The 12,403-nt window shown below is 46.6% G+C and carries 14 protein-coding genes and 1 riboswitch; of the genes, 9 read left to right on the plus strand and 5 right to left on the minus strand.

Annotated elements, in window-relative coordinates; genetic code table 11:
- Positions 1-107: 107 nt before the first annotated feature.
- Entirely contained in the window at positions 108-371 is a 264-nt protein-coding gene (locus tag A4E54_RS08185) for a hypothetical protein (RefSeq protein ID WP_286725524.1), read from the minus strand.
- A 253-nt stretch (positions 372-624) separates the two neighbouring features.
- Between A4E54_RS08185 and htpG the strand changes: the two genes are divergently transcribed.
- The 6 genes from htpG to A4E54_RS08215 all read left to right on the plus strand — a co-directional run bounded on the left by htpG (position 625) and on the right by A4E54_RS08215 (position 7,758).
- The gene (htpG, locus tag A4E54_RS08190; protein WP_286725527.1) at positions 625-2,511 is read left to right on the plus strand and encodes a molecular chaperone HtpG; all 1,887 of its coding nucleotides are present in this window, start codon (positions 625-627) and stop codon (positions 2,509-2,511) included.
- A gap of 117 nt (positions 2,512-2,628) precedes the next feature.
- A complete protein-coding gene (locus A4E54_RS08195) occupies positions 2,629-3,309 on the plus strand; it encodes an MBL fold metallo-hydrolase (protein WP_286725529.1) in 681 nt (226 codons plus the stop codon).
- Positions 3,310-3,398: 89 nt separating this feature from the next.
- Positions 3,399-3,932 (plus strand): TIGR00725 family protein, encoded by a 534-nt coding sequence (locus A4E54_RS08200; protein WP_286725543.1) that lies wholly within the window; start codon positions 3,399-3,401, stop codon positions 3,930-3,932.
- Between the two features lie 312 nt (positions 3,933-4,244).
- Positions 4,245-4,733 (plus strand): HIT family protein, encoded by a 489-nt coding sequence (locus tag A4E54_RS08205; protein WP_240084876.1) that lies wholly within the window; start codon positions 4,245-4,247, stop codon positions 4,731-4,733.
- A gap of 49 nt (positions 4,734-4,782) precedes the next feature.
- A complete protein-coding gene (gene recD2, locus A4E54_RS08210; protein WP_353681826.1) occupies positions 4,783-6,975 on the plus strand; it encodes an SF1B family DNA helicase RecD2 in 2,193 nt (730 codons plus the stop codon).
- 114 nt (positions 6,976-7,089) lie between these two features.
- Positions 7,090-7,758, plus strand: coding sequence for an SOS response-associated peptidase (locus tag A4E54_RS08215; RefSeq protein ID WP_286725533.1), 669 nt, complete (start codon positions 7,090-7,092; stop codon positions 7,756-7,758).
- A 67-nt stretch (positions 7,759-7,825) separates the two neighbouring features.
- On the opposite strand, the gene A4E54_RS08220 is transcribed toward A4E54_RS08215, so the two are convergent.
- Positions 7,826-8,050, minus strand: coding sequence for a hypothetical protein (locus tag A4E54_RS08220; RefSeq protein WP_286725535.1), 225 nt, complete (start codon positions 8,048-8,050; stop codon positions 7,826-7,828).
- 270 nt (positions 8,051-8,320) lie between these two features.
- Positions 8,321-8,477, plus strand: a riboswitch (cyclic di-AMP (ydaO/yuaA leader).
- A gap of 6 nt (positions 8,478-8,483) precedes the next feature.
- Between A4E54_RS08220 and A4E54_RS08225 the strand changes: the two genes are divergently transcribed.
- The 3 genes from A4E54_RS08225 (at position 8,484) to A4E54_RS08235 (ending at position 10,133) form a co-directional block, all read left to right on the plus strand.
- A complete protein-coding gene (locus tag A4E54_RS08225; protein ID WP_240084879.1) occupies positions 8,484-8,885 on the plus strand; it encodes a hypothetical protein in 402 nt (133 codons plus the stop codon).
- Between the two features lie 361 nt (positions 8,886-9,246).
- The gene (locus A4E54_RS08230) at positions 9,247-9,621 is read left to right on the plus strand and encodes a sigma factor-like helix-turn-helix DNA-binding protein (protein ID WP_286725538.1); all 375 of its coding nucleotides are present in this window, start codon (positions 9,247-9,249) and stop codon (positions 9,619-9,621) included.
- 35 nt (positions 9,622-9,656) lie between these two features.
- Positions 9,657-10,133, plus strand: a complete 477-nt coding sequence (locus A4E54_RS08235) for a hypothetical protein (RefSeq protein WP_240084881.1) — start codon at positions 9,657-9,659, stop codon at positions 10,131-10,133.
- Positions 10,134-10,362: 229 nt separating this feature from the next.
- Here the strand turns inward: A4E54_RS08235 and A4E54_RS08240 are convergent, their stop codons facing one another.
- The 3 genes from A4E54_RS08240 to A4E54_RS08250 form a co-directional block, all read right to left on the minus strand.
- On the minus strand, positions 10,363-10,737 hold the full coding sequence (locus A4E54_RS08240; protein WP_240084882.1) for a type II toxin-antitoxin system HicB family antitoxin: 375 nt from the start codon (positions 10,735-10,737) through the stop codon (positions 10,363-10,365).
- A gap of 52 nt (positions 10,738-10,789) precedes the next feature.
- A complete protein-coding gene (locus A4E54_RS08245) occupies positions 10,790-10,966 on the minus strand; it encodes a type II toxin-antitoxin system HicA family toxin (RefSeq protein ID WP_240084883.1) in 177 nt (58 codons plus the stop codon).
- A 173-nt stretch (positions 10,967-11,139) separates the two neighbouring features.
- A protein-coding gene (locus tag A4E54_RS08250; protein WP_286725547.1) for an IS3 family transposase occupies positions 11,140-12,251 on the minus strand; the annotation gives its coding sequence in 2 pieces (ribosomal slippage) (positions 11,140-12,044 and positions 12,044-12,251; 1,113 coding nt in all).
- Positions 12,252-12,403 lie beyond the last annotated feature (152 nt).

The following is a 12,403-nucleotide window of genomic DNA, read 5'->3' on the forward strand; positions in this document are numbered from 1 at the left end:
AGCACCCTGATGCCCGCCATGCCGAAAACGATTTTATCCGTGATAAAAAACAGTATCTTCACCTCCACCGTAGTGCTTACATAGATTTCATATGCGCCGGGGGAGGCTTAAATGACTGCTCTTGATAAAATATTAGTTGCCATTAAGGCTGTTGCCGGTCCGCCGTTTCCCGCCTGCTTTGGCACGGCTGCCATCATTCCCGCCTGCTTTGGCACGGCTGCCATCATTCCCGCCATGCCCAGGGCTGCTGCGAAAAACATTACTCCACGATAACCCCATCCCTGGGCAATCAGGCCGCCGAGCAGGGGAATAAAGATAATGGAGCCTTGAAGGCAAAGCTGAGTAAAAAGTTGACCAGCCCGAACAACCACAAGCGGGATTGTCCTCCGCTCACCTTGTTATCCAAATTAGTACACCAATCCCAGAACGATGATATCAGTTCATTTTAAGAGCCTGACCGGCCGGTGTCTACAGCAGGCTCCAAAATCCCTGACCGTGACATGAGGCAATAAAATATGCGGCCAGTCTTTATTATTAAATGCTTTATGTGGTAAAATTTTATTTGGTCAGATTTGTTGACATGATCATTAATAGAATAAGAACTTAACGGAGGTGTCTTTTCAGATGTCGGTGTCAACCGGGGAAAATACTTATGAAACCAGGGAATTTCAAGCAGAAGTAAAGCAAATCCTTGATATTGTCGTGAATTCGCTTTACACAGACCGCGAAATATTTCTGCGTGAGTTAATCTCCAACGCTGCCGACGCCCTGGAGAAATTCCGGTACGAAAATCTAACCAACAAGAACGTCAAAGACGGGGAACTCCCGCTCGAAATCACCATCGAGCTGGATGACAAGGAGCACACTCTGACCATAACCGATACCGGTATCGGCATGACCAGGGAGGAATTGATTGAAAACCTGGGTACCATAGCGCACTCAGGTTCAAAAGCTTTTATCCGGCAAATGGCTGAAGCCAATCAAAAAGATTTGAACCTGATCGGCCAGTTCGGTGTGGGATTTTACGCCGCGTTTATGGTAGCCAAGAAAATCCGGGTGCTGTCACGTTCGTATCAACCTGAAGCGGCTGGCTGCGAGTGGGTTTCAGACGGCATTGGCAATTATACCGTCGGTGCGGCAACGGATTTGCCGCGAGGCACTAAAATCATCCTGGAGCTTAAAGATGACGCCCACGAATTTGCCGGAGTCGAGGTCATTAAACGGATCATCAAGCAATACTCCAGCTTCGTCTCTTTTACAATCCGTGTTAATGGCGAGCAGATCAACACCGTTCAGGCGATCTGGACACGAAATAAAAACGAGATCAAGGAAGAAGAATATAACGAGTTTTACAAGTTTATCGCGAACGCATACGATGAGCCGCTTTACCGTCTGCATTTCTCCGCCGACGCGCCGCTGGCCATCAACGCTCTCTTATTTGTGCCGAAGCAGAATTTTGAGCGTTATGGTTTCAGCCGGACGGAGCCCGGTGTCAATCTTTACTGCCGTAAAATCTTAATCCAGCAGCAAGCTGAAGGGATCCTGCCGGAATGGCTGCGTTTTGTAAAGGGCGTAGTGGACAGTGAGGACATCCCGCTAAACATCTCCCGCGAAACCATGCAGGACAGCACCCTGATGTCCCGGCTGCGCAGGGCTGTAACCGGCCGGTTCCTCAGGTTTCTCAACGAGCAGGCAAAAGCCGACCCGGACAAGTATGAAGAGTTTTGGAAACAATTCGGCTTCTTTATCAAAGAAGGGGTTTCCAGCGACTACACCCACCGGGATGAGCTGGCCAAGCTGTTGCGGTTCGAGTCGTCCAAATCAGAGCCGGGTAAGTTAATATCGCTGGCGGATTACACGCAGCGAATGAAAGAAGGGCAAAAAGACATATATTACATTAACGGTCCCACCCGGGAAATTATTGAAGCCGGTCCTTATCTGGAGGTTTTCCGGGCCCGTGACCTGGAAGTTATCTACACGCATGAGCCTGTTGACGACTTTGTTCTGAGCAATTTGATGGATTATGAGGAAAAGAAACTGGTGTCCGCTGATCAGGCCGGGCTGGATCTTCCCGCGTTGGACGAGAAGCCTGACGGGGAGCAGCTTGATCATGAAACAGTGCAATCGTTGACAGGATGGATGAAAGAAATACTGGGGAATAAAGTTACTGAAGTCAAGGAATCCACCCGTTTAATCAACAGCCCCGCAGTCATTCTGAATCAGGACGGCATGATGACCAGCAGCATGCAGCGGGTGATGCAGGCGGTAAACAAAGACCTGGGCGCCATTGGCAGGAAGATGCTGGAGATCAACCCGCGGCATGAATTAATCAAACGCTTAGCCGCGTTGCGTGAAAAAGATGAAAAATTTGCCCGCCTGGCGGCGGAGCAGATCTACGACAACGCCTTGATTTCCGCCGGGCTAATGACCGACCCGCGTGACATGGTGAACCGCATGTATGATATCCTGGAGCGTGCCCTGGCGGGGGACATCCCTCCGACTCCGGAGTAAGGCTTTTAAAGAGGTGTGACCCCTTCTTAATAGGGAGGACATTCCTCGGCCCCAGAGTATGGCTCAAAAGAGAGGTGTGTCCCCTTTCCTAATTTACGGTTGAAGGGAGGAGCCGAAATGCAAAAACCGCAAAAAGTTGTTGACGGTGTTTACCTCGTGGGCGGACAGGAATTAACCGATATGAGAGATTGTTGTGTTTACCTTGTCGACGGCGGCAGCGAACTGGCCCTGATTGATGCCGGCCTCGGTTATTCATGCCGGTCGATATTGGACAATATAAAAAGACTGGGGTTTGACCCTTCCTTATTGAAGTATGTAATCGCCACCCACGGGCATATCGACCATATTGGCGGCCTGAGCCACTTCCAGTCGCTCGGTGCGAAGATAGTGGGGCACGCGCTGGATTTGGACGCTATTTCCAAAGGTCTGGCCCATTTGACAGCGGCATCGTATTACAGGGTAAATTACCAGCCCGTCAACGTCGACGTTATTCTGAAGGGTGAAAAGCAGGATATAACAATCGGGGAACTGACCCTTCACTGCCTGTTCACCCCGGGGCACACTCCCGGCGGGATCAGCCCTTATATTGACCTCAACGGCGGCAGGATTCTGTTCGGTCAGGACATCCACGGGCCTTTTGACGCGTCCTGGGGTTCGGATATTAAGAAGTGGATCACTTCAATGAAAAAGTTAATCGACCTGAATGCTGATATCTTGTGTGAAGGGCACTTCGGTGTCTATAAGCCGGCGGCAAAAGTGCGGCAGTATATTGAACATTACCTGGATCAATATGCCTGAGCATATGGCAACGCCGGAAAAAGCTGAAGAGCTTTTAACTTAATAAAGGTAATCTATGTGAAGGGAAGTCGGCTGGAATTCGCAAATTTATTGTAGGCGTCATGGGCGGTGGTGAAGAATTAGCACCGGAAATTTACCGGCTGGCTTACCGCCTCGGGGAACTCATCGCAAAAGAAGGCTGGGTGCTTCTTAACGGCGGGAGGCCGGCCGGTGTTATGGAAGCGTCGGCAAAGGGCGCCAGGGAAAACGGCGGGCTGACCGTAGGCGTGTTGCCCGGGAAAGACGGAGGCGCGGCTTCTGACTATATTGACGTGGTTATTGCCACGGGAATGGGCGACGGACGCAATTACATCAATGCGCTTTCCAGCGACATCGTTGTGGCCCTGCCCGGCAAGGCCGGAACGGTTTCAGAAATTGCACTCGCCTTAAAAAACAGGAAAAAAGTAATCTTGCTGGGTGCCGACGTGGGTACTACATTTGATTTTTACCGGGACGAAGGGTTATTAGCGAATGCAGGTACTCCTGAAGAAGCAATACAGATAATTAAGAGATTGCATGTGCCAGGTAAGACACATACTACCCCTGGCTCTAAAAAATTGTACGGTAAATATATAATAAAATAAAACTTAATATCAACCCAATTATTTAGTGAGAGAGCTGGAATTCTGCTGAATTCGCTTGTATTATTTGTGACTAGAATCAGGTTTTCTGAGAGAGCGTGTGCAGCTGACCCCGGTATCCAGGAAAGGAAACCGGAGAGATGGTTCTCAGGCTTAAACTTGCGGAAACAGCCGGCAAAATTCCCGGCTGTTTTCTTTTTTTGTTGTTTTTCATAAGTTTGTTTACGAAAGTTCAATATAAAATATATAATTTAGTTTTAAGGGACGATATTATTTTAGATTATTTTTTTTAATCAAAGATAAGGAGCGAATGAGATGAAACAAATATGGGCGCCGTGGCGCAGTGTCTACATTGGCGGGGACCACGGGGACAAGTGTGTCTTTTGCGGGATCTTGGAATCTGATCAGGACGGGGAAAACTTGGTTCTATGGCGGGGAGAGAAGACGTTTGTGGTGATGAACCGGTATCCTTACACCAACGGGCATGTGATGGTCGTACCCAAGAGGCATGTTGGAGAAATTGAAGAATTAACCGAAGAAGAAATGCTGGAGCTTTTTAAGAATACCCAGAAAATGGTTGGAGCGCTGCGCGCTTTCAATCCGGACGGGTTTAATATCGGGGCCAATATCGGTAGAATCGCCGGCGCGGGCGTGCCTGGCCACGTCCATATTCACGTTGTTCCCCGCTGGGGCGGAGACACCAATTTTATGCCGGTGTTCGGAGACGTGAGGGTAATTTCCGAATCGTTGGCGGTTACATATCAAAAGCTGAAGGATTCCTTGATAAAACTGAAATACATCTAAAGGTAAATCACCTATTGCCCGGCTGTGGTATAGGGGTTGTCAATGGTGTATGGGGGTTGTCGATGGTATGATGACTATTTACGGTTTCCTGGAAAGAATAGTATATCTTAACGAGGATACTCAATTTATTGTAGCCAGGCTTCAGGAAAAAGGCAAAAAAGAACTAACCACGGTTGTCGGGAACTTAGCCGGCATCAATCCCGGTGAATCCTTAAAACTTACCGGCCAATGGGAGCACAATAAAAAATTTGGTGAACAGTTTAAGGTCGAGAAATTTGAAACTATCGTTCCCGCCACTGTTAACGGTATTGAGAAATATCTTGGTTCAGGGCTGATCAAGGGTATCGGCCCCGTTATGGCCAGGCGCATTGTCAGGGTTTTCGGGCTGGATACCCTTGATGTCATTGAAGGCGCTCCCGATAAACTGACCGAAGTGAATGGTATCGGCTTAAAGCGGGTCGCCATGATTACAAAAGCCTGGGAAGAGCAAAAAGAAATCAAGGAGATCATGGTTTTTCTCCAGGGCCACGGGGTCAGCGCCACATATTCCGCAAAGATATTCAAGAAATACGGGAGTGCGTCCATTGAGACCGTGAAGAGCAATCCCTACCGGCTGGCTTCCGATATCTACGGTATCGGGTTTATTACCGCCGACCGGATTGCCAGGAGCATGGGAATTGACCCCAACTCCATAATGCGCGCTGAAGCGGGCGTCATTTATGTTCTAAATGAACTCATGGCGGACGGGCATGTCTATTATCCTTTTGGGCCTCTCTCAAACAAAGTCGTGGAGATGCTTCAGGTCAGCAAAAACGTGGTAATCAACGCCATGGCAAAGCTGATTGAAGAGAGGCGGCTGGTCGCGGAAGAGCCATCGGAACAAAACCGGGATGTTAAAGATGACCACAATGCCGTGTATTTGCCGCCGCTTTACACGGCTGAGGCCGGACTGGCCAAAAGGCTTTTGTTATTGAAGTCGGAACCGTCCGCCATTCGCTCCATAAACCCCGAAAAAGCGATAGCCTGGGTGGAGGCGCAATTAAATATTCAACTGGCTGATAAGCAAAAAGAGGCGGTTATCTCCTCCACACGGAGCAAAATTTCCATTATCACCGGCGGTCCCGGCACCGGGAAAACAACTATTATCCGGGCTATCATTAAGATTTTTCAGGCTATGCGGCTGAAAGTCCTGCTGGCGGCTCCCACCGGCCGGGCGGCCAAGCGGATGCAGGAAGCGACCGGGAACGAGGCCAGGACGATTCACCGGCTGCTCGAATACAGTCCGCATCAAGGCGGTTTTCAAAAGAACCAGGAATTGCCCCTGGCAGCCGATGTAGTCGTTGTGGACGAGTCTTCCATGATTGATACTGTCCTGATGTATCACCTTGTTAAAGCAATTCCCGCGCATGCTGTTTTCATTTTGGTCGGTGATATCAACCAGCTTCCCTCGGTAGGTCCGGGGAGTGTTTTAAGAGACATGATCGATTCCGGCGAATTCCAGGTGACAGTCCTTGACGAGATATTCAGGCAGGCCAGGGAGAGCAGGATAATTGTCAACGCGCATATGATTAACCAGGGTAAGTTTCCGGATATACGCAGACCGCAGGCCGGTGACAAAACCGATTTTTATTTTGTTTCGGAAGACGATCCGGAAAAAGCCCTGCAAAAGATCCTGGCGCTCTGCGGGGAGCATGTACCCAAAAGTTTCGGCTATCACCCGGTAAAAGACATTCAGGTCTTAACCCCCATGCACCGGGGCGAACTCGGCGTGGCGAACCTGAACGTCAAGCTGCAGGAATTGTTGAATCCCAACGAGAGTAAAACAATAAAAGGTTACAAAACCTTTAAGGTAAACGACAAGGTGATGCAGATGACGAACAATTACGACAAAGAAGTGTTTAACGGGGATATGGGGCGTGTTGTTTCCATTGATCAAGAAGAACAGGAAATCCAGGTAGATTTTGACGGAAGGGTGGTTGTTTACGAGTTTGCGGAAATAGACGAGTTGGTGGCGGCCTACGCCATCTCCATTCATAAATCTCAGGGCAGTGAATACCCGGCTGTAATTATCCCGGTTATGACTCAACACTACATGCTTCTCCAGAGAAATCTGATTTATACGGGAATCACCAGGGGGAAAGAACTGGTAATAATTGTCGGCAGCAAAAAGGCGTTGGCTATAGCCGTTAGAAATAATAAACCCCAAAAACGCTACACCAGGTTGAGAGAAAGATTATTGTGAATGCCTAGGATTACAGAAGTCAGAATAAGAAATGGCCTTTCTCCCCGTAAATATTCTGAGTTCTAACTCCTGAATGCTGAATACTTGATTAATAATAGATTGGAGTGTCCTGACTTGTGTGGACGTTTTACTCTATCGACCGAACCGGACGAACTGAGAATTCACTTTATGCTTGAGGAAAGCTTTGAGCACACCCCACAATATAATATTGCGCCGGGCGCCGATATACCGGTGATTATCAATAATTCCGGAGTGAGAAAAGTCTCCTTGATGCACTGGGGGTTGGTTCCCCGCTGGTCTAAAGATAAGAAAGCCGGCTACAAGATGATTAACGCCAGGGCGGAGACAGTCGAGCAGAAACCCGCTTTCAGGGATGCCTTTATGCGCCGGCGCTGCCTGGTTCCAGCCGACGGTTTTTTTGAATGGCGCAGGGAGGGAGGCAAGAAGGCCCCAATGTATATCACCCTGCCGGGCAAGTCGCTTTTTGCCTTCGCGGGCATCTGGGACTGCTGGAAGGCGCCTGACGGCAAAATCATTAATTCCTGCAGCATCATTACCACCGCGGCCAACGCGTTGATGAGAGACATTCATGACCGGATGCCTGTGATACTGGCCGGGGAGAGTGAATACAAAGCATGGCTGAAAGCGGAACGTGTAAGGGCAAGAGAACTGCTGCGGCCATATAAAGGTATCTTAACTGCTTATAATGTGTCAACGATAGTTAATTCACCAGGGATGAACAGTCCGCTCTGCATAGAAAGAACTGAATTTCAGCCGCGCTAGGCCCTTCCGTCGGATTGGACAGGCATTCAGCCGGTGAAAGGCTAAAGAAATTGTCCGCTGTTCATATTCATGTTTTTAATTCCATGATCATTTTTGATAAAAGCAGGAAATTAATTTTATTGTGGTAATCGATTGCAGCGTCAATACAGTCTAGGACAGCTATTAGAGTTAACTTTGTTACGTTTAATTTTGGCGGTTTGAAAATTTTATCAACTCCCAGAACACGATCAAAATAGTCCTGCAAACTACCGTCTATATTTGGATTAAGGTAATAGTCGTCTACGTTATCCAATGTGTTAGCCTCCAAATAATACTCACTCGTGCTTTTTATTTTATTATATGCCACGTTAGCGCCGGTTGCCATTTTTATGATACTTAGGTGCAATGAATAAGGCGGGAGGGTATGAGATATGATGATGGAATATAAACCCTTGTTATTTTGATATTTAGTAAAGATATTTTATTATTAGCATACTTCGCCTCTATCGTTTAAACAGTAACTAAGGAGGATATCTTAATTTTGCTATTGAATCGTGAAGTATAGTATACTCAACCACAGCTGACTATATATTTGCCGAATCCCAGAAATTAATCAACTGGGTACGGGGGAACCATTCGTGGGGGTGAATCCCAAGTTACCATTATTAATGGTGAACTTGGGTAGGGTTTCTTTAACCGAACCCGTCAGCTAACCTCGGAGGCGACAAAAGAAAGGGGAAAAGAATATGGTCAGAATCAAACGTATCCTTTTTGTAATCGCACCTTGTCTCTTATTGCTTTTTGGTGTACTGGCTAGCGCTAGTGCTGCATCGCCGGCAGATTTGTTGCAAAATTGCGCATCAGGGCAATGCTTTAACACCAACAGCCTGCAATGTGGCACTAATATGCAACAGCAAGCTGGGCTGTCAAGTTTGTTGCAAAATTGCGCATCGGGGCAATGTTTGAGCACCAACAGCCCGCAATGTGGCACTAACGCGCAACAGCAAGCTGGGCTGTCAAGTCTGTTGCAAAATCTCTCATCAGGGCAATGTCTGGGCACCAACAGCCCGCAATGTGGTGCTAACATACAGCAGCTAACTCCATCATCTGTTGCTTCAATGTTTAATTTATTTAATGCCGCAAGATAACATAAATACAAAACATTGCCTGTGGTACAGTAAAAATTCCAAACAATATTATTAGATTTTAGTTTAAAAACCGGTGGAACTCCCCCCAGTTTTTTTATCCAGCTTTTGTATGCAGTTCTGTTTACTTGGGTTGCCAAGGTGTGCTTTCTGAAGCTATTGACAGCTATCCAGACCTTGGCCAGAAAAACTGGAGGTCTAAGCGATAAAGCTTAGGCCTCTTTTTTATTCAAGAAAAGGGGGTGGCAAGGGTGGAAGACTTGATCCGAGAATATAAGAATCACTGAGAGAGTTTCGCGAAAGTAAGGTAAATCCTTTGATTCGTGGCAGTATAATCTCGGATACTGAGTGGACAATTAAGCTTATGGAAACGGGGCATATACCTGGAACAAAGTGGATTGTGGTCCGCTGGAGTCAGGCAAAACGGGAAGTGCCAGTTGATCCGCTTGAGATGGCCAGGTATATCCAGAATAGAGAACCCGCTGAAGCTGCCCCTGAATGGATGTTGGACCTGTTAGATAAACTTACAAAATCTTTGACCCCTCTTGAAAAGGATGCTTATGAATTGGTTCGCGGAAGAGGATATTCTTTCTCACAAGCTGCCCAGTTATTGGGTTGTTCTAAGGCATCAGTCCAAAGCTACATCAAGCGTGCAGAGAAAAAAATACAGCTTGCCATACGATTGCAAACTATAAGTAAAGGGATTTGCTTGCCAGAAGGAAAAGTATTCCGTTTGTAGAATTATGATGACAAAATAGGATACGGGGGCAATAAATGGCACAGGGTAAACTTCGATTAAAGAATAAAGAGCGCACGTTACTGCTAAATAGTCAAGTTATTGAAGATTATCCATGGTTCCATGATTTATTAAAATCCAACCAAAGGATAACAGAAGAACTTATTGATAGTCTTTCCATCGACTATCAAAGATTTTTTGACAATATGTTAAATAAAGTAATTGGGCAAGCAACGGTAGAATGGGAGGGGAATCCGCAGCATCCTGTTGATGACCTTGAAGACAAAAGGACTCCATGTACACTTTGTGGTCAACCAACCAGATGGGTTTTTTATATTTTTAACAAATGGAATGGTAAAAATATTAATGTTGGTAGTGAGTGTGTTAAGCATTTTGGAATCAGTGTAGATAAAACAGGTTTGACGGTCGATCAACTAACAAAAAGAGCAACCCGTGCCATGGATTTTAGGGCTAATGAGTTAGTGGTTTATGATAAGACATATGGTAATATGTAATTGTTTCGTTAAAAGAATTTGCAGAAAAGTTTAAAAAGATTGCCATTGGTATTTATAGTTTAACAAACGATATGGTTTCGTATATATTAAAATATCCTGGAAAGAGATTTTCATATGATGAATTAATCGATATACACAAAAGATATGAAAATAAGGATTTACGCTTATAAATTAGGGAGCCTTCAGGCTCTTTTCTTTTGCAAAAAAGAAGCAGCCCGTTTAAGACTGCTTATACTCCAAGTCTTTCTTTTAGAGCTTCCTGGAGAACTTTTGATAAACTGATGCCGGCATCGGCGGCTTTTGTGTCCAACCATCCGGGAATACTGACTGTACGGCGTACTGCGCGGTTGTCACGTATTTCAGCCCGAACAAGATTCACGAATTGATTATTCAAGGGCTTGATATTTTTTATGTTGCTGGCATTTGGAATATTTTCTTTTTCGTCCAGTAAATATTCAACCCATTGTGTCAATGCGCTTTGCGCCATATCCATAGCGTTGCTTAGAGATTTGCCTTCACTGACACAACCCGGTAAATCGGGATAGGTAATCGTATAACTACCGTCGCTGTTTTGCTCGAAGATGGCCGGAAAAATATATTCCATCGGTTTAACTCCTTTCTTGTTTGGTTTTATATAACACCCAAAGGCGGCGTTTTTATTTCAACCCCGCGTCCTTTAGGATTTGTCTGGCCGTGTTTTCGTTGATTTCGCGGTGTCTCGGGACTTGTACGGCCCGCTTGTCGGAAGCCTTGTAAATGGTGTGTTTACCATCGTCTCTTATTTTGCGGAAGCCGTTGGCTTCTAGTATTTTTATCAAGTCCCGCCGTTTCATTGTTTATAATTACCTCCTTTCTATGGTTATATTATATTACGTAATTTACGTAATGTCAACAGAAATTATTTAAATTACGTAAAAATCTTTTTTGGAGCCGCGAGGCTCTTTTGTTTTTCTTTTGTGAGGGGTTAACAATGTTTTGGACTTCCCTCGGTTATTTGGACACAAACTTAAGCAACTTTTCTCTGGTTCTCGTAGTTTTCCGGGGTCTCATATCCGATTGCTGAATGTAGCCTGAACCGATTGTAAAAAACCTCGATATATTCGAAGATTTCCAGCTTCGCTTCTGAACGGCTTTTATAATGACGATGGTATACGAGTTCCATCTTCAATGTTTTGAAGAAGCTCTCCATGGGAGAGTTATCCCAGCAGTTGCCCTTGCGGCTCATGGAGCAAATAAATCCATGTTGCCAGAGCAACTGCTGATAATCAAAACTTGCGTACTGGCTACCACGGTCGGAGTGAATGATCAGCCCCCGGCCAGGATGACGGTTGGTGATGGCCATATTCAGGGCCTCAATAACCAGTTCCCGGGTCAGGTACTTCTGCATTGAGTAGCCCACGATCCTCTTGGAGCAGAGGTCCATGAACGCCGCCAGGTACAGCCAGCCCTCATTGGTGTTGATATATGTTATGTCTGTCACCCAACTCATGTTGGGGCTACCGGCGTTGAAGTTTCTGTCCAGGATATTCGGTGCCACCGGCAGATTGTGCTTAGAGTCAGTGGTGACCTTAAATTTGTACTTTTGGATAGCCTGGATGCCGGTTTCTCTCATTAGCCGTTCGACTCTCTTTTTGCCACAGTGAATGCCCTGCTTGTCCAGCTTCCGGCGGATACGGGGACTGCCGTAGGTCTTACGGCTCTCGTTATAGATCTTCACGATCTGCTCCTTAATAATTTCATCCTGCTTTTTGCGCTGGCTCACGGGTCTGGCGATCCAGCGGTAATATGCTGTCCGGGATACCTTTAGAACTCGACACATCGTCTCGACACGGAACTTGCCCGTGTGCTCCCGGATGAACCGATAGATCATTTCGGTGTCTTTGAGAAGATGGCCATGGCTTTTTTTAAGATGTCCCGTTCCTCCCGGGCGATTGCCAGCTCTTTTTTGAGACGGCGGTTCTCTTCTTCCAGATCGGTGCCCAGTCTTTGCTTCCCCATACCGGGAAAGGCCCGATCATTATAGCTCGCCAGTTCTCTCCGCCCCCTGCCGGGCATATTGACGTTGATTCCCAAGTCCCGAGCCACCTGGTTGACTGTTTTTCCGCTGTTGTAGGTCAGTTCTACAGCATTGCGCTTGAATTCTTCATCATAATGTCGTCTCGACTCTCATTGGACACAGCCTCCTTATCTAATAGATAGCCTCTCGGCATTCGCCGAGGCAGATGGCACAAGGCTTTGCTTGAACCATCGTTATTGAATTCCTCCTACTT

Source organism: Pelotomaculum sp. PtaB.Bin117, from assembly GCF_002067195.1.
Lineage (GTDB): Bacteria > Bacillota > Desulfotomaculia > Desulfotomaculales > Pelotomaculaceae > Pelotomaculum_D > Pelotomaculum_D terephthalicicum.

Coding starts and splice junctions, on each gene's coding strand:
- htpG (WP_286725527.1), top strand. CDS start 625: ATGTCGGTGTCAACCGGGGAAAATACTTATGAAACCAGGGAATTTCAA.
- A4E54_RS08195 (WP_286725529.1), top strand. CDS start 2,629: ATGCAAAAACCGCAAAAAGTTGTTGACGGTGTTTACCTCGTGGGCGGA.
- A4E54_RS08205 (WP_240084876.1), top strand. CDS start 4,245: ATGAAACAAATATGGGCGCCGTGGCGCAGTGTCTACATTGGCGGGGAC.
- recD2 (WP_353681826.1), top strand. CDS start 4,783: ATGGGGGTTGTCGATGGTATGATGACTATTTACGGTTTCCTGGAAAGA.
- A4E54_RS08225 (WP_240084879.1), top strand. CDS start 8,484: ATGGTCAGAATCAAACGTATCCTTTTTGTAATCGCACCTTGTCTCTTA.
- A4E54_RS08230 (WP_286725538.1), top strand. CDS start 9,247: ATGGAAACGGGGCATATACCTGGAACAAAGTGGATTGTGGTCCGCTGG.
- A4E54_RS08235 (WP_240084881.1), top strand. CDS start 9,657: ATGGCACAGGGTAAACTTCGATTAAAGAATAAAGAGCGCACGTTACTG.
- A4E54_RS08240 (WP_240084882.1), bottom strand. CDS start 10,737: ATGGAATATATTTTTCCGGCCATCTTCGAGCAAAACAGCGACGGTAGT.
- A4E54_RS08245 (WP_240084883.1), bottom strand. CDS start 10,966: ATGAAACGGCGGGACTTGATAAAAATACTAGAAGCCAACGGCTTCCGC.